Annotated in this window: 27 protein-coding genes; 8 read left to right on the top strand and 19 right to left on the bottom strand. The window is 64.4% G+C overall.

Annotated elements, in window-relative coordinates; all coding sequences use genetic code 11:
- The first annotated feature begins 459 nt into the window (after positions 1-459).
- Positions 460-630: a hypothetical protein gene (locus ACZ1JS_RS06820; protein WP_465168287.1), complete on the top strand. Its 171-nt coding sequence runs from the start codon at positions 460-462 to the stop codon at positions 628-630.
- 365 nt (positions 631-995) lie between these two features.
- Here ACZ1JS_RS06820 and ACZ1JS_RS06815 read toward each other — a convergent pair whose 3' ends face one another.
- The 8 genes from ACZ1JS_RS06815 to ACZ1JS_RS06780 all read right to left on the bottom strand — a co-directional run bounded on the left by ACZ1JS_RS06815 (position 996) and on the right by ACZ1JS_RS06780 (position 10,367).
- Entirely contained in the window at positions 996-1,397 is a 402-nt protein-coding gene (locus ACZ1JS_RS06815) for a hypothetical protein (RefSeq protein WP_465168286.1), read from the bottom strand.
- Positions 1,394-1,618, bottom strand: coding sequence for a hypothetical protein (locus tag ACZ1JS_RS06810; RefSeq protein ID WP_465168285.1), 225 nt, complete (start codon positions 1,616-1,618; stop codon positions 1,394-1,396). The genes ACZ1JS_RS06815 and ACZ1JS_RS06810 overlap by 4 nt, the downstream gene beginning before the upstream one ends.
- Positions 1,615-2,079 (bottom strand): N-acetylmuramoyl-L-alanine amidase, encoded by a 465-nt coding sequence (locus ACZ1JS_RS06805; protein ID WP_465168284.1) that lies wholly within the window; start codon positions 2,077-2,079, stop codon positions 1,615-1,617. The genes ACZ1JS_RS06810 and ACZ1JS_RS06805 overlap by 4 nt, the downstream gene beginning before the upstream one ends.
- Positions 2,080-2,210: 131 nt before the next feature.
- Positions 2,211-2,657: a hypothetical protein gene (locus ACZ1JS_RS06800; RefSeq protein ID WP_465168283.1), complete on the bottom strand. Its 447-nt coding sequence runs from the start codon at positions 2,655-2,657 to the stop codon at positions 2,211-2,213.
- A complete protein-coding gene (locus tag ACZ1JS_RS06795; protein WP_465168282.1) occupies positions 2,654-3,190 on the bottom strand; it encodes a hypothetical protein in 537 nt (178 codons plus the stop codon). The genes ACZ1JS_RS06800 and ACZ1JS_RS06795 overlap by 4 nt, the downstream gene beginning before the upstream one ends.
- A 63-nt stretch (positions 3,191-3,253) precedes the next feature.
- Positions 3,254-3,853 carry a hypothetical protein gene (locus ACZ1JS_RS06790; RefSeq protein ID WP_465168281.1) on the bottom strand — a complete coding sequence of 200 codons (600 nt, stop codon included), beginning with the start codon at positions 3,851-3,853 and terminating at the stop codon, positions 3,254-3,256.
- A complete protein-coding gene (locus ACZ1JS_RS06785) occupies positions 3,850-9,108 on the bottom strand; it encodes a hypothetical protein (protein WP_465168280.1) in 5,259 nt (1,752 codons plus the stop codon). Before ACZ1JS_RS06785 ends, ACZ1JS_RS06790 begins: the two co-directional genes overlap by 4 nt.
- Positions 9,105-10,367 carry a hypothetical protein gene (locus tag ACZ1JS_RS06780; RefSeq protein ID WP_465168279.1) on the bottom strand — a complete coding sequence of 421 codons (1,263 nt, stop codon included), beginning with the start codon at positions 10,365-10,367 and terminating at the stop codon, positions 9,105-9,107. The genes ACZ1JS_RS06785 and ACZ1JS_RS06780 overlap by 4 nt, the downstream gene beginning before the upstream one ends.
- Here ACZ1JS_RS06780 and ACZ1JS_RS06775 point away from each other — a divergent pair.
- Positions 10,354-10,617 carry a hypothetical protein gene (locus ACZ1JS_RS06775; protein WP_465168278.1) on the top strand — a complete coding sequence of 88 codons (264 nt, stop codon included), beginning with the start codon at positions 10,354-10,356 and terminating at the stop codon, positions 10,615-10,617. The genes ACZ1JS_RS06780 and ACZ1JS_RS06775 overlap by 14 nt on opposite strands.
- Positions 10,618-10,669: 52 nt before the next feature.
- Here ACZ1JS_RS06775 and ACZ1JS_RS06770 read toward each other — a convergent pair whose 3' ends face one another.
- From ACZ1JS_RS06770 to ACZ1JS_RS06720, 11 genes are all read right to left on the bottom strand, one after another.
- On the bottom strand, positions 10,670-12,043 hold the full coding sequence (locus ACZ1JS_RS06770; RefSeq protein WP_465168277.1) for a phage portal protein: 1,374 nt from the start codon (positions 12,041-12,043) through the stop codon (positions 10,670-10,672).
- Positions 12,044-12,049: 6 nt separating this feature from the next.
- Positions 12,050-12,319, bottom strand: coding sequence for a hypothetical protein (locus ACZ1JS_RS06765; RefSeq protein ID WP_465168276.1), 270 nt, complete (start codon positions 12,317-12,319; stop codon positions 12,050-12,052).
- A gap of 55 nt (positions 12,320-12,374) precedes the next feature.
- A complete protein-coding gene (locus ACZ1JS_RS06760; RefSeq protein WP_465168275.1) occupies positions 12,375-14,309 on the bottom strand; it encodes a phage major capsid protein in 1,935 nt (644 codons plus the stop codon).
- A gap of 13 nt (positions 14,310-14,322) precedes the next feature.
- A complete protein-coding gene (locus ACZ1JS_RS06755; protein ID WP_465168274.1) occupies positions 14,323-16,188 on the bottom strand; it encodes a terminase large subunit in 1,866 nt (621 codons plus the stop codon).
- The gene (locus tag ACZ1JS_RS06750; protein WP_465168273.1) at positions 16,148-16,534 is read right to left on the bottom strand and encodes a hypothetical protein; all 387 of its coding nucleotides are present in this window, start codon (positions 16,532-16,534) and stop codon (positions 16,148-16,150) included. The genes ACZ1JS_RS06755 and ACZ1JS_RS06750 overlap by 41 nt, the downstream gene beginning before the upstream one ends.
- 172 nt (positions 16,535-16,706) lie before the next feature.
- The gene (locus ACZ1JS_RS06745) at positions 16,707-17,051 is read right to left on the bottom strand and encodes an HNH endonuclease (RefSeq protein ID WP_465168272.1); all 345 of its coding nucleotides are present in this window, start codon (positions 17,049-17,051) and stop codon (positions 16,707-16,709) included.
- Between the two features lie 121 nt (positions 17,052-17,172).
- Positions 17,173-17,691: a transcription termination/antitermination protein NusG gene (locus tag ACZ1JS_RS06740; RefSeq protein WP_465168271.1), complete on the bottom strand. Its 519-nt coding sequence runs from the start codon at positions 17,689-17,691 to the stop codon at positions 17,173-17,175.
- 157 nt (positions 17,692-17,848) lie between these two features.
- Positions 17,849-18,412, bottom strand: coding sequence for a hypothetical protein (locus ACZ1JS_RS06735; protein WP_465168270.1), 564 nt, complete (start codon positions 18,410-18,412; stop codon positions 17,849-17,851).
- Positions 18,405-20,873: a DUF927 domain-containing protein gene (locus ACZ1JS_RS06730; protein WP_465168269.1), complete on the bottom strand. Its 2,469-nt coding sequence runs from the start codon at positions 20,871-20,873 to the stop codon at positions 18,405-18,407. The genes ACZ1JS_RS06735 and ACZ1JS_RS06730 overlap by 8 nt, the downstream gene beginning before the upstream one ends.
- On the bottom strand, positions 20,870-21,373 hold the full coding sequence (locus ACZ1JS_RS06725) for a hypothetical protein (RefSeq protein ID WP_465168268.1): 504 nt from the start codon (positions 21,371-21,373) through the stop codon (positions 20,870-20,872). The genes ACZ1JS_RS06730 and ACZ1JS_RS06725 overlap by 4 nt, the downstream gene beginning before the upstream one ends.
- Before the next feature lie 2 nt (positions 21,374-21,375).
- Entirely contained in the window at positions 21,376-21,576 is a 201-nt protein-coding gene (locus ACZ1JS_RS06720) for a hypothetical protein (RefSeq protein ID WP_465168267.1), read from the bottom strand.
- A 114-nt stretch (positions 21,577-21,690) separates the two neighbouring features.
- Between ACZ1JS_RS06720 and ACZ1JS_RS06715 the strand changes: the two genes are divergently transcribed.
- The 6 genes from ACZ1JS_RS06715 (at position 21,691) to ACZ1JS_RS06690 (ending at position 24,370) form a co-directional block, all read left to right on the top strand.
- On the top strand, positions 21,691-22,281 hold the full coding sequence (locus ACZ1JS_RS06715; protein ID WP_465168266.1) for a LexA family protein: 591 nt from the start codon (positions 21,691-21,693) through the stop codon (positions 22,279-22,281).
- A 185-nt stretch (positions 22,282-22,466) separates the two neighbouring features.
- Positions 22,467-23,213, top strand: a complete 747-nt coding sequence (locus tag ACZ1JS_RS06710) for a hypothetical protein (RefSeq protein WP_465168265.1) — start codon at positions 22,467-22,469, stop codon at positions 23,211-23,213.
- A gap of 3 nt (positions 23,214-23,216) precedes the next feature.
- Positions 23,217-23,495 carry a hypothetical protein gene (locus tag ACZ1JS_RS06705; protein WP_465168264.1) on the top strand — a complete coding sequence of 93 codons (279 nt, stop codon included), beginning with the start codon at positions 23,217-23,219 and terminating at the stop codon, positions 23,493-23,495.
- Positions 23,492-23,833 carry a hypothetical protein gene (locus ACZ1JS_RS06700; protein ID WP_465168263.1) on the top strand — a complete coding sequence of 114 codons (342 nt, stop codon included), beginning with the start codon at positions 23,492-23,494 and terminating at the stop codon, positions 23,831-23,833. The genes ACZ1JS_RS06705 and ACZ1JS_RS06700 overlap by 4 nt, the downstream gene beginning before the upstream one ends.
- Positions 23,830-24,108: a hypothetical protein gene (locus tag ACZ1JS_RS06695; protein WP_465168262.1), complete on the top strand. Its 279-nt coding sequence runs from the start codon at positions 23,830-23,832 to the stop codon at positions 24,106-24,108. The genes ACZ1JS_RS06700 and ACZ1JS_RS06695 overlap by 4 nt, the downstream gene beginning before the upstream one ends.
- 1 nt (position 24,109) lies before the next feature.
- The gene (locus ACZ1JS_RS06690) at positions 24,110-24,370 is read left to right on the top strand and encodes a hypothetical protein (protein ID WP_465168261.1); all 261 of its coding nucleotides are present in this window, start codon (positions 24,110-24,112) and stop codon (positions 24,368-24,370) included.
- Positions 24,371-24,520 lie beyond the last annotated feature (150 nt).

Raw genomic sequence — 24,520 nt, 5'->3', positions numbered from 1 at the left:
ATCGGGCGTCATTCGACTGAATCGCCTGCTTATGTCCAGTGATATATGAATCCTATAATGGTCCGTATCGACGTACGCGATGGCAGGCGGTGATTCGAGATGGTTGGCGTACTAGGCAAGGGTGGTCGTCCGGGCAGGTCCGGTTCCAAGCCTAAAATCGCTGGCGTAAGGTTGGTGCGCCATACCGTGCTGATACCACCCGCAACCAAAGATGCGATGATAGCTGCGGGGCCGGATGAGGTCCGGCAGTTACTCATCGACGCTTTCTCGCATCCTGACGAGTAGCAGGGCGAACACGTGTATGAAGCCATTCAAATAGATGCGTGATTTTGATGACATGCGTCAGTCAGAAGCCGGCCGCTAAGCCCGGTCCGCGTCGAAAATGCTATAGGATTCCTATGCAAATTTGTTAACCTTACGCCCACCAGCCCGGTATCGGGCGCTCGTTAAGGTCGAATCATGGTTGATGCCAACGAACTGCGTGCTGCTGTCCGCGAAGCGCTACTAGCGAGCACGCCCGAAACCGAGCAGCAGATCTGGGATAAGTATTTCTTCGGTCCCACTGATGACGCTGGCGAAGCGTATCGCATCGACGAGCTTGAGCGGATGCGTGCGGCAGCGCTGATGTAGTGGAACGGCGGGTACGATGATTACCGAACGACCAGTCGAAGCCGCCTATTGGCAAGGAGTGGCCGCGTCTCGCGTTACCGGACCCAAAAGCTAAATGATCTACAATCCATATACAGACGATGGCGACGACGACCTTTACGACGCTTGGGAGAAGGGGGCGTCCGACGCCTCTGAACCCGGCTTTGTGTTCGACCTCGCCGCCATGCAACGGGCAGCGAAGCTAGCTCGGACAGTCGTTCCGTAGCGGCTGGCCGATCGACGCGAGTACCGCGCACTGCAACCGGACGAGCTGGGCGCGGATGCCGCCCGCGACGTCGAGCACGTCCATCTGCGACCCCAACGCCGCGGCGCCGTCCTGCCCGCCGTCAGCGCTGCGGCGCGGCTGGGGCAGGATCGCCGGCCGCGCCAGCAGGTTCGCCGGGATCGTCGCCGTTGGCGATTGCGGTCGCACGTTCGATGAGGCGCAGCCCGTCAGCATCAACGCAGACATTGCGAAAGACAGGGCGGTCAGTGATCGTGTTCGTCTCACGGTATATCTCCCGAACCTTCTCTTGCCTGTCGGTTTCCTTGGCCGCACCGGCCGTCTCGCCGGTCGCGACGACAGCGTCGCGCTTGTCGCGTTCTGCCTTCACTGCGCGCTCGACCGCCGCCTGCTTCCCGTCGGCGATAGCGCGCCCGTCGCGCCGGCCGGCGATGTAGGCGGTGGCGAGTAACGCCACGGCGACGACCGCGCCGATCAAGGCGAGGTAGGGGCGGATCGTGCTCATTGGCCGCGCACGCGCAACGCGAGCAGCTTCGCCGCCCAGATCGTGCCGACGACGATCGCGATCACCAGCACGACCAGCAGCACCGGACCCCACATCAGCGGGAATAGGATGAAGATGTAAAGCGGCACCCGGTCAATCTCGTAGCGGGCGGTGATGTGAATATGCAGCAGCCAGCCGATTACGACCGCCGCGCCGATCGCGTAGAGCGCGGCCCAGATCATAGCGCCGCATACTCGCGCAGCGCGTCGAAGCTGGGGCATGCTTTCGCGACCTTCGGATAGTCGCGGTGTCCCTTGATAACCGCACCCGGATGCGCCCGCTTCAGCACGCGTAGCAGGTCGAGCATCGCCGCTTTCTGCGCGGGCGTGCGGGTGTCCTTCGGCGTCTTCCCGTCCGCCGCTACGCCGCCGACGTAGACGATGCCGACCGAGTTAGCGTTGTGGCCGGCGACGTGTGCGCCGACTAGCGCCTTCGCACGGCCGATCTCGATCGATCCGTCCAGCGCGACGAGGAAGTGATAGCCGATGTCGCTCCACCCCTGTGCCTTGTGCCAGGCGCGAATGTCGGCAACGTGGAAGGTCTGGCCCTCACGCGTGGCGGTGCAGTGAACCGCGATCGAGGTTATGCCGCGCGCGATCGGGGCGGACGCGGCAGCGCGCCACGCCGGTTGTGCCGTCGTCATAAACGATTCCTTAATTGACGTGGGTTATGAATTGCTTGTTCGGGAACGGGACCGAACATCTCGCAAGAGGGCGCCTCTGCCCGCCACACCCCCCAATCGATCGGCGGGCAGGGTCGTCTCTTGCTGATAGGTCAGTCGACCTTGTCGAGATCGCTCCGCAGGCGAGCGATCGCCTGATCGTCGCTTTCGGGCGGCGCGGGCGGTGCCTGCGCCAAGCCTTTAAGGAACTGGTCGAACGCACCGCGCGCTGCAATCAGGAACTGGCTCTTTCCAATCCCGATCAGCCCGTAGCCAATGCCGGCGATGGTCATGGCGCTGATCGCGGACGGTAGCAGGCTGAGCGAGTGCGCCTGCGTCCACAGCGCAGCGATCACGCAGCATAGGAAGGTGACCGCCGCGTCGAAGAAGACCTGCCGGCGACCCTTCGTATTTAGGAAGATGCACAGCCTGGTGATGAGCACCATAGTGATGCTGACTACGAACGGACCGGCTTCGAACCGATAGCCCAGGCCGAACACGTCCCAGACGACCGGGATAGGGACCGCCGCCGCCGCCCCCAGCGCCGACTGGAGTTTCACCGGAGGATTACCGCCGCGCCAGCCGCGAAGAAGCTCAGCACAATAATGCCGGCCGCCCGGGCAAGGGTGGGCCATCGCGACCACATATCGACGGGTAGAGGGGCTTTGCGCAGCTGGTGTTCGACGCCCGGCTCGCCGAGCATCACGATCCCCATCCATGTCATACCAGCCGCCACCGCGATCGGGTCGATCCAGCGTTTCGCCATAGCGACGCGGGCGAAGGTCGTCGGATCGTTCGGCGCCCAGCCCCAAAGATACATCGCCTCCGCTCCGCAGCGCAGCGTCAGGCCGATGCCAGCCAGCACGGTTATCATCCGATAGAGGCTGACGGGGTGCAGGGGGTGATCGAACCGCCGCTGCCCCCAGATCCGGCTCAGCTGCCGGCCGACCAGCATCGCGCCAAGGAACATCGCCGCCGTCATCAGGAATAGATTGAAGAGGAATAAGCTCGCGCCGTCGTTGAACGAAGGCGGGGCCAGCGACGGCGGCGCATTCGCAACCGTCTGCGCGACCAGGCTGTTCTCGGCGCTCATAGGGACGCGTACCAGCGCGCCCGGCGGGGCGTGTTCATATTGACAGTCCTTTCGTGAGTCAGGTCAGGCGGGCCAGACGACCCCGGCCGCCGCTGCGCGCTTGGCGGCAACCGTGGTGGCAGCGCGGATATCGGCGCACACCTTCGCCTCGCGCGCGCTGATCTTCGTGGTCATGTCAGATCGCGTCATTCCCTGCTCAAACCGAGCGAGGGCATCAGCGATCGTGTCACCGAACGCCGCACTATCGGCCAGCGCATGGGCGAACCGGGTTTGACGGGTCGAGAGCGGCAGCAGGTTGATCGCGGCGAGGATCGCGCCGACGTTCGAGCCGAGCGACTTCGACGCCAGCACCTCCGCCCGCTTCTCCGCATACTCCGCTTTTTTCATGCCCCCCGGCGTCGCCATGGTCATCTTGCGACGCTCGGCCTCTTCCTTGATCGACGCGATCAACTGCGCCTCGACCAGCGCCGCCGAATCCTCCCATGCCTTCGTGACGGGATTGAACCGCTGCGTCGTCTGATCGCCGGGCTTTGGGACGGTGTAGAACCGGTGCGTCGACGCGGTGGGCCAACCGACCTCCGCCGGGGTCTTCCCCTCCGGCACAAGCAGCTGCGTCAGCACCGTGCCGGCAGCGTCAGTTACGGTAACGCTTGCCGCCGTCATTCGCCGATCCTCATGAACCCGTCGACATACTGCGCGCTGCCGTTGCCCGAATGCTTTCGCAACATCAGCGCGAACTCAAACGCCTGTCCGCCCGGCAGGTTGACCGAACTTGGATAGTTCAGTTCCCCTTGCTCGTATTCCTGCGTCGAGCGCGACCACTGCGCTATCGTGCCTGACACCTCGCTAATGAGATCGGACCACGCCGCACCCGACCCCACCGGCCGATAGACGATCTTCGCAGCGGCCGCGTAGGTCCGAAAGGCGAAGCTCTGGTTCTCGAGCACGCTGTATTCGAGATAAATTTCGATCGGTAGGACGCCGTTGGCGGGCACACCGACCGTCACAATCTTGCCGCTTGGCCCCGACAGATAGGACGTGTTGTTCGGGTCGCCGTTGTACCCGCGCTGCGTCACGCCGGTTGCCGTTTGCGGCGGTGGCGCGTCGAGACTGCGACTGATCGAGATGCGCTTGGGCGCGACGACGTTCACGCCGCCCTGCGACGCCGACACCTCGACATAGCCGTCGGCATCGGCGGTCGTGATCGACACCACGCCATTGGCATAGCTGGCGGCGATGCCGGTCGATGTGCTGATGCCGATTGCGACAGCGCCGATCGCATCGGTTGTCCCTTGCTTGACCGACACAGCCACATTGCGGGGCAGCTGGCCCGGCTTCGTCACGCCGGCATACGTTGCGTTCAGGACGATCGCTGCGCTACCGAGGTCGAGCGCAAACGGCGAAACGCCCGCCGCCCCGTTTTCGCCATTCCGCACCGCCCACACGGTCACGAAGTCGCTAACCGACCCGCACGCCGCCTTGACGGTGCAGAACCGGGTGTTCGGCTGCCCGACCGCCGCCGGGTAGTTGATGATCGCCAGCAGGTCGGCCGCGTCGGTCGTGAACGATAACCCGCTGTAGGTGCGATGTTGGGTGCCCGCCCCATCGAATACCGCCCACGTCACGGCTGCATCCGTGTTCTGTCGGGTCGCGCTGAACGTCAGCGCGGTATTGGCTACCAGCGAACCATCCGCGTTCGTGACGATCGCTTGGCCCGACGCCTGCACGGTCAGGAGCGGCGGGGCGGCACCGTTCGCGCCAGCGATCGACTTCCCTATCGAATAGACGGTCGACAGCCGGACGTTCGCGAACCGCCCGCTGCCGAGCAGGTTAAACTGGAAGACGGCAGTTGCCTCCGACGCATCGAGGCCGCCGTCGACATTGTAATTGGGATAGGTGCCCGGCACCGACAGGCCCTGCGGATTGTCGGTGCTTTCGATGGAAAAGCTGCTGGTCACATTCTCGCCGCCGGCCATGACGACGATCGAGAATGCCGAGCCGGCATAGCTGGTGACCGTACCGGCCGAATTGGCGGGCACGGTATGCGACGGGTTGGTCAGGAACACGGCCAGCCCCGCAGCGCCGTCCGCACCTTTCGCGCCGTCCCGCAGGCGGACGATCGAGACGCGATCGGAAACGTCAGTGCCCTGAAGCAACACGCCGAAGGTAATTGTCTCGCCGTAATTGTTGGCGAGGAAGTTGAACGTGTCCTGATCGATTTCGACGTTCAGATTGTCGATCGACCGGGTGAGCCAGCCCTGCGCCGCCAACGTCGCCGCGTCGAGCCAGCTTGTGTACTGGTGCCCATCCGCACGGAACGCCGCCCATAGCACCTGTGCGCTCGTATTCTGCGCCGCGGCCGTCAGTCTGACGGTCTTTGCCTTCGCGTTGCCGGCGGTATCGAGACTGAACGACTGATCGCTCGCAATCACGCGTACGATGGGCGGGCTGATGCCGTTCGTGCCGGCCGTGCCGCCTTTAGATCGCGAGGCACTAACCCGTTTGGATATCGCCAGCCCCTGATAAGACGCGATCACGAAGGCATAGCCCTGATCGTCGTACAAGGCTGTCGAAACGTACGAGCCGAACTGGTCGATGGTGAGCGCAAGATTATAGGGCAGCTGCGCTGTGAACGAGCACTGCGGCGTTACGTCCTGCGTACCCAGGAACACCCGCATCTGCCCGTCGCCGATCCCGTCACTGATCGCGGCCGGCGAACCGTCAGCGTTCGTCGGATGCGTGAAGGATTCGTTCGTCAGGTAAGCGGTCAGCGGGTTGGCGCCGTCTTCGCCCTTGTCGCCTTTATCTCCCTTTCGACCGGTGATCGCCGCGCGAGCCTTTGCGACCCGATCATAGGCCACGTCCCACCGGTTCGCCCATGTCGGCGGATCGATCGGCGTGTCCTGCGTCGCGTCGCTCCAAGGGGGCGACAGGGTGTTCAGGTATCCACCGAGGTTGTCGCGGGCGGTAATTAGCGCGTTGATGGAGTCGGTCGCTTCGGCGGGCGAACCCAGAGCAACGAACCGGTCGTGAAGCGTGTCGGTTTCGTTGCTCAGCGCGACATAGTCGCGGACCGTCCGTTCCTTCTCCCCTTTCGACAACACAGCGTCGCTGCCGATCGCGATGATCGCGTTCTGCGCTTCGGCCAGTGCCGCCGCTTGCAGCGTTGTCATGCCGACCGTGGCGAATATCTGTTCGACCGAGACGGTGGCCGAAGTCACTTCCTCTAGCGAGGGACGCGCGAAGAACGACGTGGACCCGGCCTGCGCATAGTATTGGTAGGCGCGATGAACCAGTAAGGTGGCTTCAGGATGGCTCTTGAAGTCGTTACCGGGAAGTAGGCGCTTGCCGGTATCTGGATCGTAAACCCCAGAGACACCACTTTGCCCCCCGGTATAGTCGCACCCATGCAACACCCCGACGATAAGATACCACTTACCCGTGGCCGGTAGATTATTCTGTACGTCCCCTTCGAAGTCACCGACCCAGAAGTATGGGTTAGTGTCGGCAACACCTTCAACGGTCAGGATGCGTCCGCCCGTCCCAAGGTATATTGGCCCATTTGCGCCGGGAGCGCGCTTGGCCCAAACCATGTACCGATAGGTCTTGCGAGGGTCGTACTCGCCCCGATCCTTATAGGCGTCATAATTCCAACCGCCGCAAGGCGATCCAGCATTGTCGCCGGGTACTGATCCTTGTCCGGGGCCGGCGACCATGCGCAAGATCGGCTCGCTGATACCGCCCGGCCCTTGGTCGAGAACGATTTCGTTCTGCCCACTCCCACCATTCTGGCTGAAGCGGCCAATACTGTCTTTCGCCCCCGGCACCCACGGCAGGGTATCCAGCAGGTTGGTGAACAGTCGCGAATACGGCTTGTTATCGACGCCATCCCACTGCGCTGTCGTGGCGGTATAGCCATAGAGCGCCGATCGCGACGCGCCCAGCGCGGCCGATGCGCCCTGCCATGTCGAGCGCCACGTCGCGGCGTCGATCGGGGTGTCGACGGAGACGTCGTCCCATTGCGGGCGAAGGCCGCCAAGGTACACCGCCAGCGCCGTTACCGCGGCGATATGCGCGTCGATCACCGCCTTGATGGTGCCGGGGCTTCCCAGCGCCTTCCAACGGTTCGTCAGGGCCTCGCCCTCGGTGTAGGTGTTGTTCCATTCGATTATGGCGGATTGCTTCTCCCCCTTGGACAGCACGCCGTCGCTGCCGATCGCGATAAGCTGATCGAGCGCTGCCTTGGCGCGCGCGGCAACGAAGGCATCGTTCGCACGGGCAAGGTCGGCCGTCGTTTGGCGTGCCGCGCCGAACCGGTCGCGAATGTCATAGCCATTGGCCGGGGTGTCGACATCGGCCTGGCTCCACGGCGGAGTTAACCCGTTCAGATAGGCGTCCAGTGCGCCGATCGCGGTGTCGCGCGCTACTCGCTCTGTCAGTGTCGGATCGCCACCATACTGGTTGCTTAGCGCGACGCTCTGCGCATGCGCGGCGGCGCTGTCCGCGATCAGGTCGTCATAGATGCGCAGCAGCGTCAGCTTCTCCGGCCCGCGATGCAGAATGCCGTCGGAGAAGATGTCTGCGATATCCTCGGCAATGCCTTCGTACTTCTGCCGCTCGGCCGCCGTCATGCCGCGCGTAGCATTATCTTCCGGTTTGCCGGCGCCGACGATCGATGACCATTCGACCGGACCGCCCGCGCCGAAGCCTTTGACTTTCGCGGCTTTGCTCAGTCCTTCGATTTGCAGCGACAGCTTGCTGGTCGTCTCGCCGACCTCAATCGAAAAGTCCTTGAAGAACCCGTAGACGCATAGCGCGTCGACTCCATCATCGCCGATCCACAGCGAGGGGAGGGCGCGAACGGTGGCAATCCGGTCGAACACCAGATCAACGGCGTCGGTGCGCAACATCGTCCGTGCCGCCATGCGCTTCGCCCATGCCCGCGGAACGATCGTCACTTCGCCGAAATCGTCGGTTTCCTTGCGACTGTAGTCGGCGATCTCGACGGTGGGGTTCGTCTCTGTCACGCCTAGCGCGACGATACGGCCGAACAGCAGTGTGCCGACCGCGACCGCCCCCGGCCCGGCGACGGTGACGGTGATGTCGCCAGCCGGCAAGCCGTCAAAGATCATCGTACCGTCGGCGGGCCGCTGCTGGTCATAGCCCGCCCCCTGCACCCGAACCGTAGCGCCCGTGGCATCGAGCAAGGCCAGCGCGGTCGCGTTCACCGAGGACAGGGTGACGACAATGCTCCCCGGGGCCGTAGTCTCGCTACCAAGCGCCTGATCGAACATTGCGAACCGATTGGTTGGCGCGGCATCCAGCCATTGCGTCGTCGTGGCCGGGGAGTGGCCGACATTGCCGTCGACAAGGCTCTCGTAGACCCGGTGGCCGACAAGAACGCGCTCGCCCTTGGCATAGGTGCCGCCAGCCGACCACGCCGGCGCGTCATTCTCCGGAACCGAGCTTGCGCGCAGAACGACGTCGGTGACGGTTACCGGCTGCAACAGCCGGAAGGTCGATGCGCCATTGACGGCGGGGTCGCCGCCGGTGTCCGGATAGTCGAGCGTCTCAGCGAACCCGTCGATCGTCAGCGTGCAGAAGCTGCACGGTTGCGACGCGACATCGATCGAGAAGTCCTTGTATCGGCCCACGACCGACAGCGCCCGGAATCGATCGTCCGCGATCCACGTCGCCTTCGTCTCGCGAAGGTCCGCCAGCCGGGTTTGAAGCGCGTCGACATCGCCGAACGGCACGGCAAAACGAAGCGACAGCTTTCGCGAGAACCCCCGCTTCGTGACCGACGTTACGCCGAAGTCGTCGGTCACGCGGCGACTGTAATCGGTGATACCGACCGTCGGCGTCGTCTCGGTGATGCCGAGGTCGACAGGCGGCAGGCCGGGAACAGCGACAATCATGCCGCCGCTGCCACGCTGATCGCGTCGCCTCCGCTCGCTGCCGACACGTCGTCGAGAACGCGCGCCGCGCGCCCGGTATTCGCCGCGATCGTCGCCAGCGCGGCCTCCATGCTATCCCGCAACCCCTTCACCTCATCCTTCAGGCTCGCGATCGTCGCGGCCGACGCGTCATTCGCCGCGGTGCCCGCTGGGGCTGTCGCAGCCGCCGTATTCGCCGAGTTGGCGAGGATCGCCGCGGTTGCCGCTGCCGCCGACCGCCCGGCGATGGCCGCTTGCGTCGCTTCGAGGGTCGCCGCCGTCTGCGCCTGAATGCGCTTCAGTTCCTGGCTCGACGTCGCCTGTTCGCCAGCCGCTTTGAGCAGCGCTTGCGACAGGCTGGGCAGGGTCTTCGCCGCATCGATGTCACCGCCGCGCGCCGACAGGTTCGCCGCGTTGAACTGGCCCATGAGCGTCGCAAAGCTGGCTCCGCTGCCGACGGTGTCGAGCCCGCGGATACGCTTCACCTCGTCGGCGATGGTGTCGCCAACGGACGCCCACGCCTCGCGCAGGTCGTTCGCTGCCTCGGCCGCGGCCTTGGCATCCTCGATCGCGTAGATTTGCTGCTGCAACGCGCGGTTGCTGGCGTCCAGCTTGGCGAGGTCGAGCGCGCGGATGGCGGCGGTGTTGCCGTCGAGCTCGAGCAACCGCCGCTGCAAACCTTCGCGTTCGGCGATAACGTCCGCTGCCGACTTCGCACCGTCCAGCGCCGACTTCAGATCGGCGAAGGCGGGGGCGATTTGCAGCAGGGTCGCATAGGTCGACTGCCCGGCCGCTGTCGTCAGATCCTGCGCGTCGACCAGCGCACGGAATGCGTCGATCGTCGCCGGCATGGTCGTGCCCAGCCGGACGAAGACGCCATTCAGTTGCGACATGCGCGCCGCGTTCTGTTCGGCCGGGGTGTAGAAGGCCCGGAAGTAGGCGTCGGCCGCGCTGGTCATTGCCGACACGCTATCGAACTGCGCGGCGATACCGACCTTCGCATCGATGCCGAGCGCGCGGGAGGCAAGCCCCAACTGGTCGAGCGACGTGGTGACCGCTTCGACGGTCGAAGCAACGCGCACCAGCGTCTCGAAAGCACCTTCCCCGACCTGCTGGAACCGCGCGATGCCGGGGAACGCCGCATCGGCCATGTCGTCGGCAGCCTTGCCGAACACGGCGCTCAGCTTCTCCTGAATCTGCTCGCCGGTCAGGCCCTTCAGATCGATTTTGCCGATCGACACGACGAACCCGTTCAACCGCGCCTGCACGGCGTCGGTCGCCTCGCCGAGCGGGCCGGCCGCCGCACCGATCGCCGACGAGAACGACTTGAGCAGCAGCGTGAACTGCCCCTCAAGTTCGGGGTCCGCGTTGCCGTACTGCGTCGAGTACGACTTGCCGGTGACGATCCCGAGGAACTTCTTCTTCTTCTCGACGTCGCTGAACGTCTGCGCGTTGAACCCACCGGCGAGGATGCTGCCGAGGGTCGGCTAGCGCCTTGCGCACGGCGTCCCGAGCACCATCAACGAAAGCGCGAACCTCTATGCTATCCATACATCAGGCTCGCTTCCTTTTCGCGCAGCGCTTCGTACCGGCGCTCCTGTTCATCAGGGGTCTCGGTGGGAGCGGCGGGGGCGTCAGGCGACGTAGGCTCGGGTGCCGCGGGCGGACTCTTCGCCAAATCTGCCGCGACGCTCAGCGGGATATCCTGCTGCTGCACCCACGGCTCCTCGCCGCCCTTGACCGGAGCGAGCTCGAAATCCTGCCGCGCGACATTGCGGTCGAAGATGCCGGCCTGCGTGCCAGCCGCCCAACCTTCGACGCGCACCTTGAACTCGGACCGGAGCAGCGCCGACGTGTCGAGTTCGAGATATTCCTCGGGCTGTCCGCCCAGCTTGAAGAGGTTGCCGATCGCCTCTTCGACATGATTCAGCATGAAGCCGAGGCCGCCCGCGCGCCACGACTGCATCAGCGCCTCGGTCGTGGCATACGCGGTCGATGCGGCGCCCAGCACTTGCAACGGCACGCGGTAGACTTGCGCGATCGCCTCGCTCGACAGGCGCAAGATGCTGGCCAGTTCGGCGTCCTTGTTGCTCGACCCGATCGGGTTCGGCTTCAGGCCGTTCGACAAGATCGGCGTGCCACCGCTGTTCAGACCCTTCGACTGCTCGTCCCATGCCGTTCGTAGCATACGGACCTGCTCGATCGTCAGGCTGGCATCGGTCGACAGGATGAACGACGGGCGGCTTTGGTTGAGGAAGAAATTGACTTGGTTCGACAAGGCCGCGTTGCCGGCGGCAAGCTCGAGCGCCGCGGCGACCATCGGCGTCTCACCGACCAGCGGATGGCGCGGGGTGTGCAGCCGGATATGCAGCACGTCGCGGGCGGGAACGGTGATGCGCGGGCCGAACCGCCGATCGACGATCGGGTTGCCGGCGAGGGAATAGAAAACAGACCCGTCGACAGCCAAGAACGGATAGCTGCTGTCGCTGTCCATGAGATGCAGTTCGATTGGCTCGAACCGCGCGTTGCGCACCACCAGCGCATAGGCGTTCCCTTCGTCCAGCAGGTAACGGACGAGGTTCAGCAGGAAATCGCTGATCGACTGATAGTCGTTTGGGCGCTTGATGATGCGGGCAAGCGGCGAGTTAGGCACGCGCTGCCGCCCAGTGTCCGCCGCCCAGCGCCAATGATTACCGGGGCACATTGCGACGGTTTGCGCATAGGCAGACACGCACGCCTCGACCATTGATGACCGCGCCGATCGCGGTGGCGACATGCCCGTCTGCCACCAGTTGATGGGCGCGTTCATCGGCAGCCAGTCGCCGGTGAGGGCAACTGGCGGGGTTTCGGTCCCGGCCTTCTCGGTCGTGTCGGGCAGGCCGACCAACGACCGGACCCGCGACAGAAACCCCGCCACGCGGGCTTATTCCGCCGAGGACTGGCGGCTGCGCCCACCGCGCGCGGCGCGGGTGCGATATTCGGCCTGACCGCCGGCTTCGACCTGACGTTCCTCGGGGGAACCGTGATCTTCTTTGCCGTCGAGCGTTTCGAGCGTGGGCGTCGCCAGCTTGGCGACATCGACCTCTTCCTGCGTCGGCGTGGGCTGGACACTGTCGGTCCGATCCATCGCGGCGGCATTCTGCGCTTCGAGCGCCTTGCGGTTCTCGGCGAGGATTTCTTGGGGCGTCGGCATGTGCGCGATCCTTTCGCGGGAGGTGCCGGCCGGGTCGAAGCCCGGCCAGCAGGGGTTACCAGGTGACCGCGGTGCGGACAACGACGGTGCCGGTGCGGCGCATGGCCCACGACACGTCCATGATCATCCGCAGCGCGAGGCTGTCGGTTTGGAACATGGACTGGACGCGCCCGCCCGACGGCACGGCACCGGCCGTCGCGATCTGCGCGGGGGCGGTGTCTTCCATATGGAGCGTTGCCTGATCCGACACGTCGAACCGCGGCACGTCGCCGGTCGCCGACATGAAGTCGGCAGCGTCGACCAGCGCGACTACACCGACCGGAACGGTCGACGAGATCAGGGCCGGGTAGCCCATGAAGTTGCCGTTCGCGAGCTCGGCCTTGAACGGGAACTGCCCGGTGTTGTCCTGAATGAGGCCGGCGCTAATCGCCTGACCCGGGTTCATCAGCCACACCGGGTTGCGGATGTTGCCGTTCGTCGAGCCCGTCAGATCGATGAGCATGCCCTTCACGTCGGCGACCAGCGCCGCCATGCCGCCGCCCGCGGTGCCCGCCGCGGTGATTGCACCGTTTCGGATACCGGCCGGGCGCACCGCGGTTGCGGCCAGGGCGTCCATCAGCACCACGTCGAGCGCGATGCTGGTGTCTTCCTGGATCGCCGCGCGCAGGATCTGCTCGATCTGCGGCGTCGAGTGCTCGGTGATCTCCCGCGTCATGGTGGTGATGACCGCCATCTTCTTCGGGGTCAGCGTCGTGCTGGTGAACCCGCCCTGACGGACCGGGATCGGCGCACCTTCACCGACGAAGCTTCCCGCGACCGACGGGTTGGCCGCACGCGACGGCAGCGACACCTTGCCCGCGCGGCCGAAGCCAAAGCGGCCACCGATCGCCGAAAGGCGCGGGTAGATCGAGGTCGGCAGCAGCAGGTCGAAGAACTCGCCGATTGCGGTCTCGACCAGCACGCCGGCCCATGCCGGGGTCACGGTATCCGCCGGAACGGTCGCCGAGCGGGTCATGATGTCCAGGACAGCCTTCGTCGCGACGTCTTCGCCATAGGCCTGCTGCAGCGCGACCGTGGGCGACACCTTGCGGACGTGGGCGATCAGGCCGACGGTCATCGAGCGGAAGATGTGGTCGACCGGCTCGACCTTCTTTGCGGCCACCGCGAACGGGCGGCGCTGGTCTGCGGGCACGGTGCGCTGTTCAATCGTGCGCGGCTCAACCACGATGGTCGTCCCAGCCGCGCCAGTGCCGGTACCGGCAAGGGCCGCCTCGGCGCGCTTGAGCGAAAGGAGGGTGGCGTCCTTCTTTTCGATTTCGGCGGTGATCGTGTCGATTTCGGCGCCGTTGTCGATCGCGGTCTGAAGGTTGTCGCGAAGCTGCGTCAGGTCGTCCTGCACGCCTTCGATGCGCTGTGCGAGCGTCGTCATGTTCGGTTTCCTCGAAAGGGATTTCTGCGTGGCGGGCTCGCCGGGGGTTCGCGCGTCGTGGGCGGTGGTCGCAGTGTCGGGCTCGACGAAGATCAGCGCCTGTGTGTCGCGGGAAAGGTTGAGGCTCTTGGCGACCTGCAGCGCGTTCGGGTTCGCGGGGATCGCGACCACGCTGCACTCGACCAGTTCGCTTTCGGTGAAGCGGATGCCGCCATTGCCGATCGGTTCGGATTTCAGCCCGCGGAAGCCGACCGAGACCGCGCGAAGCATCTTGGCCTCGATGAATGCGCGGATCTCGTCGACCCGCGCGCTTAGACCTGCCGGCAGCATGACCAATTCGCCGATCAGCTTCCCGGCCTCAACCCGCAGGTTCTTCCAGTTGCCAATGACGAACGACGAATCGTGACCGAACAGGGCGATCGGGTTGCGCTTGAAGTTCGCCAGCTTCCAGCCGGACGGTTCGACGACGTCGCCGTAGCGGTCGACGGTCGCGTCAGACATCACGAAGGTATAGGGATCGTCGCCGGCCGCGCGCGCGACCGCCTTGTGCAGAACCTGCATCGCGTGCTCCTCGTCAGCCGATCATCGCCATCGGGTCGAAGGCGGGGGTTTGCGGCGCCATCGCCACACCCAACGCCATGACCAGCGCGACCGCGGCGTCGATTTTGTTCGCTGCGCGCTCCTTCGCGAGCCAGCGGTTTTCCCATCTGTCTTGATCCGTCACCGCCGACATGATGGCGGAGATCAGCACCGGGTTGGTCTTGAGCCGGATACGACGCTCGAGCATCGCCTCTTCGAGCGCGCGAAGCGAACCGGGCATCCACAGCCCCTCGGGCTCTTTCCCTTCCGCCTTTGCCGCCGCGATCATCGCGGGCGTCGGCTTGCCCTTCTTCGTGCCGCCCTGGGGGTGCTCGACGAAATTGATCGCCAACCCCAGCTGGTGAACCTCTTCCTCGAACCGCCGGAATGCGTACCGGTCATACCCGACCATGCCGATGTCGAAGTCCCGATCGTCATCGGCGAGCGACTGTGCGACGTGATCGAACCGGATGCTCTGTCCGGGCGGTGCCTGAAGGTGACCCTCCCTGACCCATACCTCGTACGGCGCCTTGTCCCGCGCCGCCCGCGCTGCGAGCGTGTCACCGGGCGTCCATGCCTCGATCCACGCATCGTACGTCGGCTTTTCGACGACGACCGCCTCGCCTTCCACAATTACGGTCACCGGCACGCTGCCCGTCTCGACGACGCAGGCCTTGGCCGTAATGTCGCGGCTTTGGGAAAGGTCGAGCCCCTGGGACACCCTCTTGCCATGATGGATCGCCGGGTCGAAGTCGGCGAGGCAGGGTTCGAGCACCGCCCGCGTCATCCATGCCGCCTCGGCGTCGGTCCAGACGCAGAAGTGGAGCCTCAGAATGCCGTTCAGCTTCCCGGGGATCGCCTTCGCCTGGGCGACGACGTCCGCCAGATAGTCCTCGGTGATCGTCACGCCGAGCAGCGGGTTCGCCTTCGCCCAGCACGAACGATCGTTCAACGGGTCGTCGCCGGGGTCGAGCGAACACACGAACGAGAAGGTCGTGTCGTCGATCGGGACACCCAGATATGCCGGATCGTCGTCCTTGGCGTCCGGGTTTCCTGCCGCCACGCGCACCGCGTGTTCGTGCTCCTCCCAGCAGATGCTGTTGCGGTCGGTGCCGCTGTTCGTGATCATCGCCAGCAAGGGCTGGCGGCGAAACTTGAAGCCGCGCTCGATCATCTCAACCGCGTCGCGGTTCGGATGCTCGTGCATCTCGTCGGCGAGGCCGAAGTGCGGGCGCAGACCCGACCCCGATTTGCCAGCCGAGCGGCTGAGCGGTTTGAAGAACGACGAGGTTTTTAGCCAGGCCATGTTGTAGCGCCGGCCCGGTCCGCCGCTCATCGTGATCCGCGATTCTAGATCGGGCGACTGCTCGACCATCGACACGGCGTCGTTGAACAGAATCTTCGCCTGATCGCGATGCGCCGCGACGGCGTATATCTCCGCGCCGGGTTCGCCATCGGCCATCATGCCGTACAGGCCGACGCCGCCGATGAACGGGCTTTTCCCGTTCCCTTTCCCTTCCTCGATGTACGCACGGCGGAACCGACGGGTGCCGTCGGCGCGCAGCCAGCCGAAGATGTTGCCCAGCTTGAACGCCTGGCTGGGGTGCAGCAGGAACGGGCGACCCTCGAATTGCCCGCCGTTCAACCGCAGCTTCTTCTCATAGAACCGGATGACCCGGTCGGCCTTCGCCTCCGAATATGACAGCCCGCGGTCAGCGCCATACTGCAGGTCGTCGATATGCCGGCGGCAGGCGTTGCGAACATGCGGGCCGGCGACGAACTTGCCGTCAAGGACGTCCAGCGCGAACCGGGTGGCGCGATCAGCAGTCGCCGAAGAACTCGTCTTCTTCCTTCTCGTCATCCGGCACCGCCACCTTACTGCGATCGGCCGGCGATCCGCCCAGCTTGCTGAGGATCGACTGCAACATGCTGAGCGCCTGAACCCCGACGTCGCCGCCGGACAGCAGCTTTCCGCGAACAGAGCAGGCGACTTCGATCAGCGAGCGGTCCGATTCCATCAGCCACGGCAGTTCGCGGCGATATGCCTCCCATGCCATTCGGCCGTGCTCGTCGAGGAAGGTCGACGGGTCGCCAAGGGGGCGGGAAACGGGTTCTTTGCGGTCGCGATGGCGCTGGGGGTTCTTCGCCGCCGCGCCCGTCGCCTTCGCTTTCGCGACAGGGGTGCGCGCACGGGCCATCGGGGTCATTCTTTCAATCGTGGATGCGAGAGTTTTGGGACGGGATCGGTACTAGGGGGCGACGACCCTCAACTTTCCGACCTCCCCCCCTCGGGATGCGCAACAATGTTGCGTGTTGCCGGGTGTCGAGGGGTTTCGCACTCGGTTCGTCGCATTTTCGGTCAGATCGCGTCCGGCGCGGTCAGGTGACCGGCCATCCGTCCTCGCCGATCGTCGGTCGCACCCGGTGCCCGCGATCGGCCGCGCTCTTGCGGTCATGGCAGGGCTTGCACAGGGGGCGCAGGTTGCTCCGGTCATCGGTGCCGCCCTTGGCCTTCGCCTTGATGTGGTCGACCTGCGTCGCGGCGGTGACGATACCGTGTTCCTGTAAGCAGGAACGGCACATCGGTTCGTCAGCCAGCACCTGCGCACGGAGCTTGTCCCATGCCGTGCCGTAGCCGCGTTCGTGCCGGCTCTTGCCTCCGTGGTCCCATGACCGACGCGGGACATAGCGACGCAGCGTCAGGCTGGGCGGCTTGCTCGGCATGATGCCACCTATCGATGTTCGCCAATGCGTCGCACAACCGCTGAAACGCGGGGCGGGAGCCACCGTAGGCGACGGTCGTTGCGACCTGCTCCCTAGCTGCTCATGCAGCGATGCCATAAGGCTACCGATTGGGCTGTACTGCATCACCGGTCAGAATGAAAGTCTCAATCTTCACTTCCATCCGACCGCCGAACGCTACCAGCGTGTACCCGCCATCGCTCGCCTGAACGATGCCATCCAGCCCGGCGAACGGACCGTCAGGCAGGCGGATCGTCGATCCTACGGGAACGGTACGGCGCTCGGCCTTCGGCACCGCTTGCCGCTCGAACATGCGCAGCGCCTCGATAGCGGCGTCGTTCAGCAGGGGCGCGCGGTGGTAGAACCGGAACACCGAGTAGGGCGGGTGGGGGCTGGCCGGTGATCGTTCATACCGAACCAGTTCGTCGAGGTGGTCGGCATCCACGAACACGAACGTTGGCAGCATCGCCGCCTCCCGGACGACGAACGACGGCGATCGACGGGACTTCCGGCGCCGGGCGGTGGTAATTGGTGTCCATGCTCGGACCCCAGCCGTCGCCAGCGATCGGACGAGGGGCAGGGTGCGAGACCCGGCGGTCCGCAGGATGAACCACCGGGTCATGTTGCGGCTCCCTCCGCAGTGCGGTCCTTAATGTGTGGAACACATGAGAACACCACACACCTATATAGGTGTTCCCGTAAACCCACGCTTTTCCGCGCCGGAACACCGCGAACACCCGGAACACCTTGCGCTAAAGCCGCCCCCAAATTTTCCTCCATCACCGTAGCTCCATATCGGCCAGCGCCCACACTGGCGGGGCGTCGGCAGCGATCAGCCGCCATACGATCTCGTCCGCCGCACCTCGCTTGAGGTGCGCGGCATGTCGTCCCCGCTCATCAACGAAAAGACGGCGGACGCTGCCGCCGTTGATCAACAGGACCAATCCAATCGCCCCATTCGGTTCGCCCGGGTCCAGTCCGAACACATGCCCGACTGTCCAACCCATTTCGTCAGCCTGATCGTGCCAGTTCAGCAGGAATGTCGCGGCGTCGCGAACGATCTGCCGCCATCGTTCGGGGCGGGCGCATGACGGGCAGGGCACCTGAGCCAACGATCGCATCGCACCCGTCCAATGAGGCGGCAAATGCGTCAAATCGCGCATCCTTAGCCCTCCCGGTTCTAGCCGGTGTTCCTCGTGTTCCCGGTGTGCAATGGCGGAAAAGTGCGGTTTTTCTTCGAACACCTCTGCCGTGTTCGCGTGTTCCGGGTGTTCTTCGACCTGGGTGTACGAGGTCGTTTCCTCCACATCGCGCTTGCGGATCAAGGCGAACGGGTCAGCCATTCGGCCCCTCCGTTTCCGAGACGCTCACGACATAGACCCGCGCCTTCCCGATCTCTGGAAGGGTTCGGCTTTGCGCGGATTTCTTTGCCTTGTCGGGGTGCAGCAACCCTTCCCGGATCAGCACTCGGGTTACGGTCGCCATATCAAAGCCCGCGAAGACGTCCTTGAACGCTTCGGGCAGGAACAGGTATTCCCGGACCGTCTCGCCGCCGACCAATCGGTTCGCCCAAAAACCGGCTCGATTGTTTACCGGACGTTCAAAGCTGGCATCGGGCTGGACTATTGGTGAGAAGCGCGAACTGCCATGCGCTTCGATGAACGCCATGAGGCGGTCGCGGATATTGCGGTCCTCTGCCGAACCCACGCCACCGCGGCGACCGATCCACGCTTTGAACATGACACCAGCCGCGCCGAACGCTTCGTTCTTCGGCCATGGAAGGATGTCGAGCGCCGTAGCCAGTTCTCCAGCCGCCGCCACGAGACCGAAACGCCGAGCTGCGCGCTGAACCTGTCCATCGGCACCGGCCGGCACATGGGTCGCCACGAAGTCCGCCACACTCGCTGCGATCATGTCGCCGACATCGCCGTGTATCGCGGCCAGCTCCTCAATGAACGCAAGCGAAGCAGTGCCGTAATATTCGTCGCCTGCCGATTTGATCTGACGGGAGAACGCCTCTGGGCTGTCGGCGCCGTGAATGTTTTCGAACAGGCCCATGCCCTTGCCGGCGTCAGCGGGCACGTCGAGGATGCGGACCTCTTGCCCCGCCATCGGCGACTTGCCGGGTTTGCTTTCGCGCGCGATGTCCGCCAACGAAACCTCGCCCGTCGACAAGTACATGATGTTCCATGTTGCCGGGGCTCGTGAACCGCCGCTGCGCGATGCGCGAACCTTTCCCTGACCGTTGCCAAGCATATAGGCGACTGGCCCGGCCTCACGCGGTTCAAGCTGCCCGAGCTCGTCGAGGCACAGCAGCGTTTCCGAATGCTGCGCGGCGACACCTTCGAGGCCGTTTCCGGTCGCCCGCCACGTCCGCATGAACGATGGCGGCCCCCAGACGCTGACCGCGGCTTTGAGACCAGTGGTCTTGCCGGTACTCGACCCGCCGACAAGGTTGACGCCGCCACCCTCTTCGGTCGCGGGCGCGAGGATAGGGCCGACGAATGCCGCCGACATCATGAAGACGAGACGACTGTTACCAATCGCCAGCTTCGCGACGTTGTCCTGCCATTCCCGGAGGGTGCCGGCGCTGGTGTAATGGTGGGCGCCTGCGTCCGGGTTCTGGAATATGACGCGATCAGTGGCGGTGTCGCCGATGGTGACATGCGGCAAGGCGAACGCCGTTCCAGCCCAACCGACCTTTTGCACCGCACGGGCGCGAACTGACGTGTCGACCGTCGACAGAAACTCAAGCAGTTTCGCGCGGGCTTTCGGATCGGTCGACACGAACAGGCCGCGACTGAATAGCTCCTCGCGAACTGCTCCGCCGTCGCCGGCCAGCATCGCCTTCGGCATAGACCAGCGGTGTACCCGGCCATCATCGTCGCGCCATTCGAGCAGCAGGCCCCATGAGCCCCCGTTTAGATCGCGCGTCTTCGCCAGCACCTTGACCCGGCCGCAGATGCGAAGTCGGCGGCTTTCGGACTCGACGTGGAACAAGCCCTCGGCCGTGTTCTCGAAATTGTATGGCAGGACGGTGCCGATGGCTTCCTGATCGACCGCGCGCGCGTACTGGTCGACGAAAGCTGCAGCCCGTTCGGCTGTCCAACCTTCTTTAACGGCGTCGTCCGCGTCCCAGCCATCCTCGCAATCGAACTCCGACAGGTCGAGCAGGCGGATAGTTGCCGCGACACCCTTCAGCCTGCCGACGATGTTCTCGGCTGCGATCGTGCCCGGTTGGTCATCGTACGGCTTCTCTTCGCCGGCCACGTCGGTATGCCGATCGCGATCCGGCCAGATTAGGACGTTGCGCCCCTTTAGGGACGACCAGTTCGTCTGGGATATCGCGTTCGCGCCACCTGACCATGACATCGCAACATGATCCGGCAGCAGCGTGCCGGCCGCGTCCGCGCTCTTCGCACCTTCGGCAATGACAACCGGCGCATCTGGCCGCTCCGCCAGCCGGTCGAGCCCGTACATCGGACGAGGCGCAGGCAATGCCTTTGATCGCCATCCCTGTTTATCGCCGACCTGGCAGAAGGTGACGGGCAGGACGTCTTTCGCCGGCTCGCCGTCCGCCATGTATTCGAACCGGGCGTCATACCCAAGCAGCGCTCCGGTTCCGTCCCGGTACGCCCATGTGCGTTTCGGCGCTCCACCAAGCGCGGGAATCTTGAAGTTGAACGGCGGCGCGTCGGCAGGAACCGGGACGATCGGCACCTTGTCCGCCTTCTTTGGTGGCGCCGCCGCCTCGGTCGCCTCGTCCGGCGTGATCGTGACGAACGGATCGGCCCCGAACGTCATAGACCCACCATTCGCTTGACATCGGTCGCCGCGGCGATCTGGTCGTTTGCGTGGAACAGGTAAGCGGCGAGGCTGATCGGATCTCCGCCCCGCGCACCTTCCTGTGCGAAGTCGGCCCATTTGCCGGTGTTGACGTTGATACGGAACGATCCGGGCTTGCCATCCGCCCGCGTCGGGTTCCTCGCGACCCATTCGTTGCCGTACAGCGTGCCATCGGGAAGCCAGCGCCGGCAGACGGCGTGCAACACCGCCAGCGCCGCCTTGTTGATCGCCGCGAAGTCGAGGGGTTCACGCTCGGCAAGTGCCTGCAACCATTCGAGTTGCCCGGTCGTCAACGGTATCTGCACCCGAGCGCGGTTCTGACCGGCGATCGACGTCAGGAACTCAACTTCCCTAGCGGTATAGATTTGCGACTTCGCCCGGCATTGACCGAGCAAGCCTGCAACCTGTTCGGACCCGGCGACCACAGCGCTGGGCTGCCCCCCTGTCGGTTCAGCCATCGCTATTCGCCTGCGGCGGGAAAGAAGTCGTTCGGCTGAACTCGGCCATTCGTCGCGGCCATGATCTTAGCCATCATCGAACCGGCCGGTACCCGGCCATGCTTCGTGTATCGCTGGATCGTGCGGGCGTTCTTGGCGCCTACCTGTCGGGCGAAAGCTGAGAGGCTAATGCGCTGTTCGGCTAGATAGTCGGCTAATTGCATGGTGGCATAACTAGCCACATGGCTAGTTCGTGTCCAGCTATGAGACTAAGGGTTTAGCCGATTTCTCTTTCCATCCTTAGCCAACCGGCTACTAAGGCGCGGAGGGAGGGCCGCATGGTCGACGTTACGAATATGAACCGCATCCGTGAGGTCCGGCTCCGCAAGGGGCTGACGATGGCTGAGCTCGGTGAGAAGGTCGGCGTCCACTTCACGACCATTGCAAAGGTCGAACGCGCCCAGCGCGCTGCCAGCGGCGATCTCATCATGAAGATAGCAAACGCCCTCGACGTACCAGTTACCGACCTACTGGCGAACATGCCCGCAACGGTCCCTGCGCGAATGATCCCAATCGTAGGGCAGATCGCGGCAGGAAACTGGCGCGAAGCTGTTCTCGATCCTAGCGGCTATATTGCAGTTCCCTATCAGGGCGAGCGTGCTTTCGCTCTGCGGCCAGATGGCGATAGCATGGACCTCGTAGTTGGTGAGAACGCCTACGTCGTTGTCGACCCTGACCTGACCGATCTGCTCGACGGCAAGCTGTACGCGATCATGAATGCCGACGGAGAAACGACGTTCAAACGGTTCCGCGGCGACCCACCGCGACTCGAGCCGGTTTCGTCCAATCCGGACCATCGACCCATCCCGCTAGGTCGGGAACCGTTCACCGTCGTAGGCCGCGTCGTGTTCCAAGCATCACAACTTTAGCCAGTAGGCTAATTTGGTCTTGCAGTCCGCTAGCCGTGTGGCTAAATGGGACATATCAGGTGAGTGCAGCCGTTAGGCCCGCCGACCCTGACCGCAAGGCTAGGAAAGTCGTGCTCGGTATCCCGCAATAGGGGCCAGCCTCCGCCAATCCACTTGCGACCCACACACCGCAGGGAGGATGGCTCATGGCCGCCGAAACCACTTGCTCGACCTCGTCGGGCGAACCGAAGACTGCTGCCCGCGAAGCGCGGACCCCGCCTATTTTCAGCGCTCCGGCCGGCAGCATCGCCGCCCGTCTCGCAGCAGTCGTGTTTCATCCACAGCTTGGCACCGCGGCAGCTTGGGATGCCGCGCAGTGGCGGATCAATCTCGCTAAGGCGACTGGCGACCGCCTGATCGCAGCGTTGCAGGCGATGCCCGACGGGGAAGGCCGGGACGCAGTTCGCGACGCGATCAACGACAACGATCAAGAATACAACGCTGCCGTCGACGCAGCGATTGAAATGCCCGCTCCGCACCACGGCGCGCTCCTGTGGAAGATGCAATATTTTCTGGCGCCGGGCGAGGATGGTTGGAACGACCAGTACAGGGCCGACGTCCTCAAGCCGCTATTCGATGACGTCGCGCGGTTCGCAGCTTCTGAACGTTCGCCGACCCGTCTCGATAGCGAATGGGCGTCCGCCCGCGCCGCCTATGTCGAGGCTCGCGAATGGGAGAACCAAGCCGAAGCGGACGATCAGGTCGACGCTTACGCGTTGGACCGGTGTGTAAAGCGTCGCGATCAAGCGGAAGACGCATTGATGTCGATCCCATCGCCTGACGCCAATGCTTTCGCCTTCAAGTTCCTCGTCGCCAAGGGCGGCGGCCGGTTCACCGATTGCTGGGACGATATGCTCGAAACCGAGGCCATGCGCTTCGGGCAGGAGGGCTGAACGATGGCGAACGGCTTTGAAACTCAATTCGTCATAACCGACCCGACGAAGGTCGTTGATGCCGTCGCTATGTGGCTCGAGCAGGCAGGGTTGGCGCTGACCAGTGCCAACTGCGACGTGATGGACGTCGTTATCCCGTCACTCGACGCCAAGTCGACGGCAGGCATCGCCGCGATGCGGTCATGGAGCGCGGCCGAGATCCTCGCTGACAAGCTGGAACAGATGGCGGCGCTGTTGAGCGACGCCGCGCCGATGCTGACTGCGAAAGGAACCGTAGCATGACGGCGCCTCGTCATAGGGAATGGCTGGCCAATCGGAACGAACTGTGCCGCATCGTCAACGCCGAAGCAGGCAAGTTCTTGAGCACTGAGCAAACCGATGCGCTTTGCGGGGGTATCGCCGCGCTCGAAACTCGCATCCTCGGCACCAAACCTGAAAGCGCAGCAGAACTCGAAGCCGTGATGGTGCTCGCTTTGCAGCTGACCGCCGAAGGCAACGAGCTGGATATGGAGGTAGCGGCAAAGATCGTTGTCGACGCGCAGGCGATCCTCGTTCTCGGCAGCCTCGACAACGCGTGGGAAAGTGTTCGTGCGCAGTTTCCGGAAGGAGCCAGCGCATGACCGCCGCAATGCCCCGCACAACGTGGGATAAGCTGAACGCTGCCTACCTTGCTGCCCGATCATATTCCGACAGCCTGCCGGATCGGCACCCCGACGAGGATGCGGCGGTCGACCGGTACTGTGCAGCGATGGACCTTGTCGTCCATGCGCCCGCCCCGGATTGCGAGGCGCTGGCGACCAAGATCGCCTACATGCGCGACCGCGAGTTCTATGCCGACGACTGGCTGGAGATATTCGAAGCAGACGCGCGTCGCCTTCACGGGGAGGGCCGCTGATATGGGGACCGTTACCCCGATCGCCGACGCTCGCGCCAAGCGACAGCAGCCGTCCGATGCCGTCCGCAAGGCACTGGCATTCGAGCGGACGCCCGCCCTTGCGTTCATCATGGCAATGCTCGAACGGATGCCGCGGAAGGATCGCGGACCGATCCTTGCTCGCGTCATGGGGATGGCGGAGCGGATGCCCGACTGCGACGCGACGCAGGAGGCCGGCCGTATCGCCGCCTATCTCACTTTCGCCATGCAGGAGGGTCGCTGACATGCCCCCTCGTCATCACGAACGCTGCGCGAACTGCGAATGGTGGGAGCGGGGCCGTCCAGCCTTCGCTAGTTGGGAGACGTTGCCCGGCGAACCCGAACAGTTCCTGGGTGTCTGCACAATCGACCCGCCGCGGCTGGTAGGCGACAC

Source organism: Sphingomonas sp. BL-S-05 (genome assembly GCF_055521695.1).
Note: the sequence above shows the minus strand (reverse complement) of the source record. Positions and strands in the feature narration are given on the sequence as shown.

Excerpts from the sequence above, each read along its gene's own strand:
- ACZ1JS_RS06750 (WP_465168273.1), bottom strand. The coding sequence starts at position 16,534 with ATGACCCCGATGGCCCGTGCGCGCACCCCTGTCGCGAAAGCGAAGGCG.
- ACZ1JS_RS06795 (WP_465168282.1), bottom strand. The coding sequence starts at position 3,190 with ATGAGCGCCGAGAACAGCCTGGTCGCGCAGACGGTTGCGAATGCGCCG.
- ACZ1JS_RS06705 (WP_465168264.1), top strand. The coding sequence starts at position 23,217 with ATGGCGAACGGCTTTGAAACTCAATTCGTCATAACCGACCCGACGAAG.
- ACZ1JS_RS06820 (WP_465168287.1), top strand. The coding sequence starts at position 460 with ATGGTTGATGCCAACGAACTGCGTGCTGCTGTCCGCGAAGCGCTACTA.
- ACZ1JS_RS06755 (WP_465168274.1), bottom strand. The coding sequence starts at position 16,188 with ATGACGAGAAGGAAGAAGACGAGTTCTTCGGCGACTGCTGATCGCGCC.
- ACZ1JS_RS06730 (WP_465168269.1), bottom strand. The coding sequence starts at position 20,873 with ATGACGTTCGGGGCCGATCCGTTCGTCACGATCACGCCGGACGAGGCG.
- ACZ1JS_RS06695 (WP_465168262.1), top strand. The coding sequence starts at position 23,830 with ATGACCGCCGCAATGCCCCGCACAACGTGGGATAAGCTGAACGCTGCC.
- ACZ1JS_RS06785 (WP_465168280.1), bottom strand. The coding sequence starts at position 9,108 with ATGATTGTCGCTGTTCCCGGCCTGCCGCCTGTCGACCTCGGCATCACC.
- ACZ1JS_RS06805 (WP_465168284.1), bottom strand. The coding sequence starts at position 2,079 with ATGACGACGGCACAACCGGCGTGGCGCGCTGCCGCGTCCGCCCCGATC.
- ACZ1JS_RS06810 (WP_465168285.1), bottom strand. The coding sequence starts at position 1,618 with ATGATCTGGGCCGCGCTCTACGCGATCGGCGCGGCGGTCGTAATCGGC.
- ACZ1JS_RS06740 (WP_465168271.1), bottom strand. The coding sequence starts at position 17,691 with ATGACCCGGTGGTTCATCCTGCGGACCGCCGGGTCTCGCACCCTGCCC.
- ACZ1JS_RS06715 (WP_465168266.1), top strand. The coding sequence starts at position 21,691 with ATGGTCGACGTTACGAATATGAACCGCATCCGTGAGGTCCGGCTCCGC.
- ACZ1JS_RS06710 (WP_465168265.1), top strand. The coding sequence starts at position 22,467 with ATGGCCGCCGAAACCACTTGCTCGACCTCGTCGGGCGAACCGAAGACT.
- ACZ1JS_RS06790 (WP_465168281.1), bottom strand. The coding sequence starts at position 3,853 with ATGACGGCGGCAAGCGTTACCGTAACTGACGCTGCCGGCACGGTGCTG.
- ACZ1JS_RS06765 (WP_465168276.1), bottom strand. The coding sequence starts at position 12,319 with ATGCCGACGCCCCAAGAAATCCTCGCCGAGAACCGCAAGGCGCTCGAA.
- ACZ1JS_RS06700 (WP_465168263.1), top strand. The coding sequence starts at position 23,492 with ATGACGGCGCCTCGTCATAGGGAATGGCTGGCCAATCGGAACGAACTG.
- ACZ1JS_RS06690 (WP_465168261.1), top strand. The coding sequence starts at position 24,110 with ATGGGGACCGTTACCCCGATCGCCGACGCTCGCGCCAAGCGACAGCAG.
- ACZ1JS_RS06725 (WP_465168268.1), bottom strand. The coding sequence starts at position 21,373 with ATGGCTGAACCGACAGGGGGGCAGCCCAGCGCTGTGGTCGCCGGGTCC.
- ACZ1JS_RS06745 (WP_465168272.1), bottom strand. The coding sequence starts at position 17,051 with ATGCCGAGCAAGCCGCCCAGCCTGACGCTGCGTCGCTATGTCCCGCGT.
- ACZ1JS_RS06815 (WP_465168286.1), bottom strand. The coding sequence starts at position 1,397 with ATGAGCACGATCCGCCCCTACCTCGCCTTGATCGGCGCGGTCGTCGCC.
- ACZ1JS_RS06720 (WP_465168267.1), bottom strand. The coding sequence starts at position 21,576 with ATGCAATTAGCCGACTATCTAGCCGAACAGCGCATTAGCCTCTCAGCT.
- ACZ1JS_RS06735 (WP_465168270.1), bottom strand. The coding sequence starts at position 18,412 with ATGGCTGACCCGTTCGCCTTGATCCGCAAGCGCGATGTGGAGGAAACG.
- ACZ1JS_RS06760 (WP_465168275.1), bottom strand. The coding sequence starts at position 14,309 with ATGCAGGTTCTGCACAAGGCGGTCGCGCGCGCGGCCGGCGACGATCCC.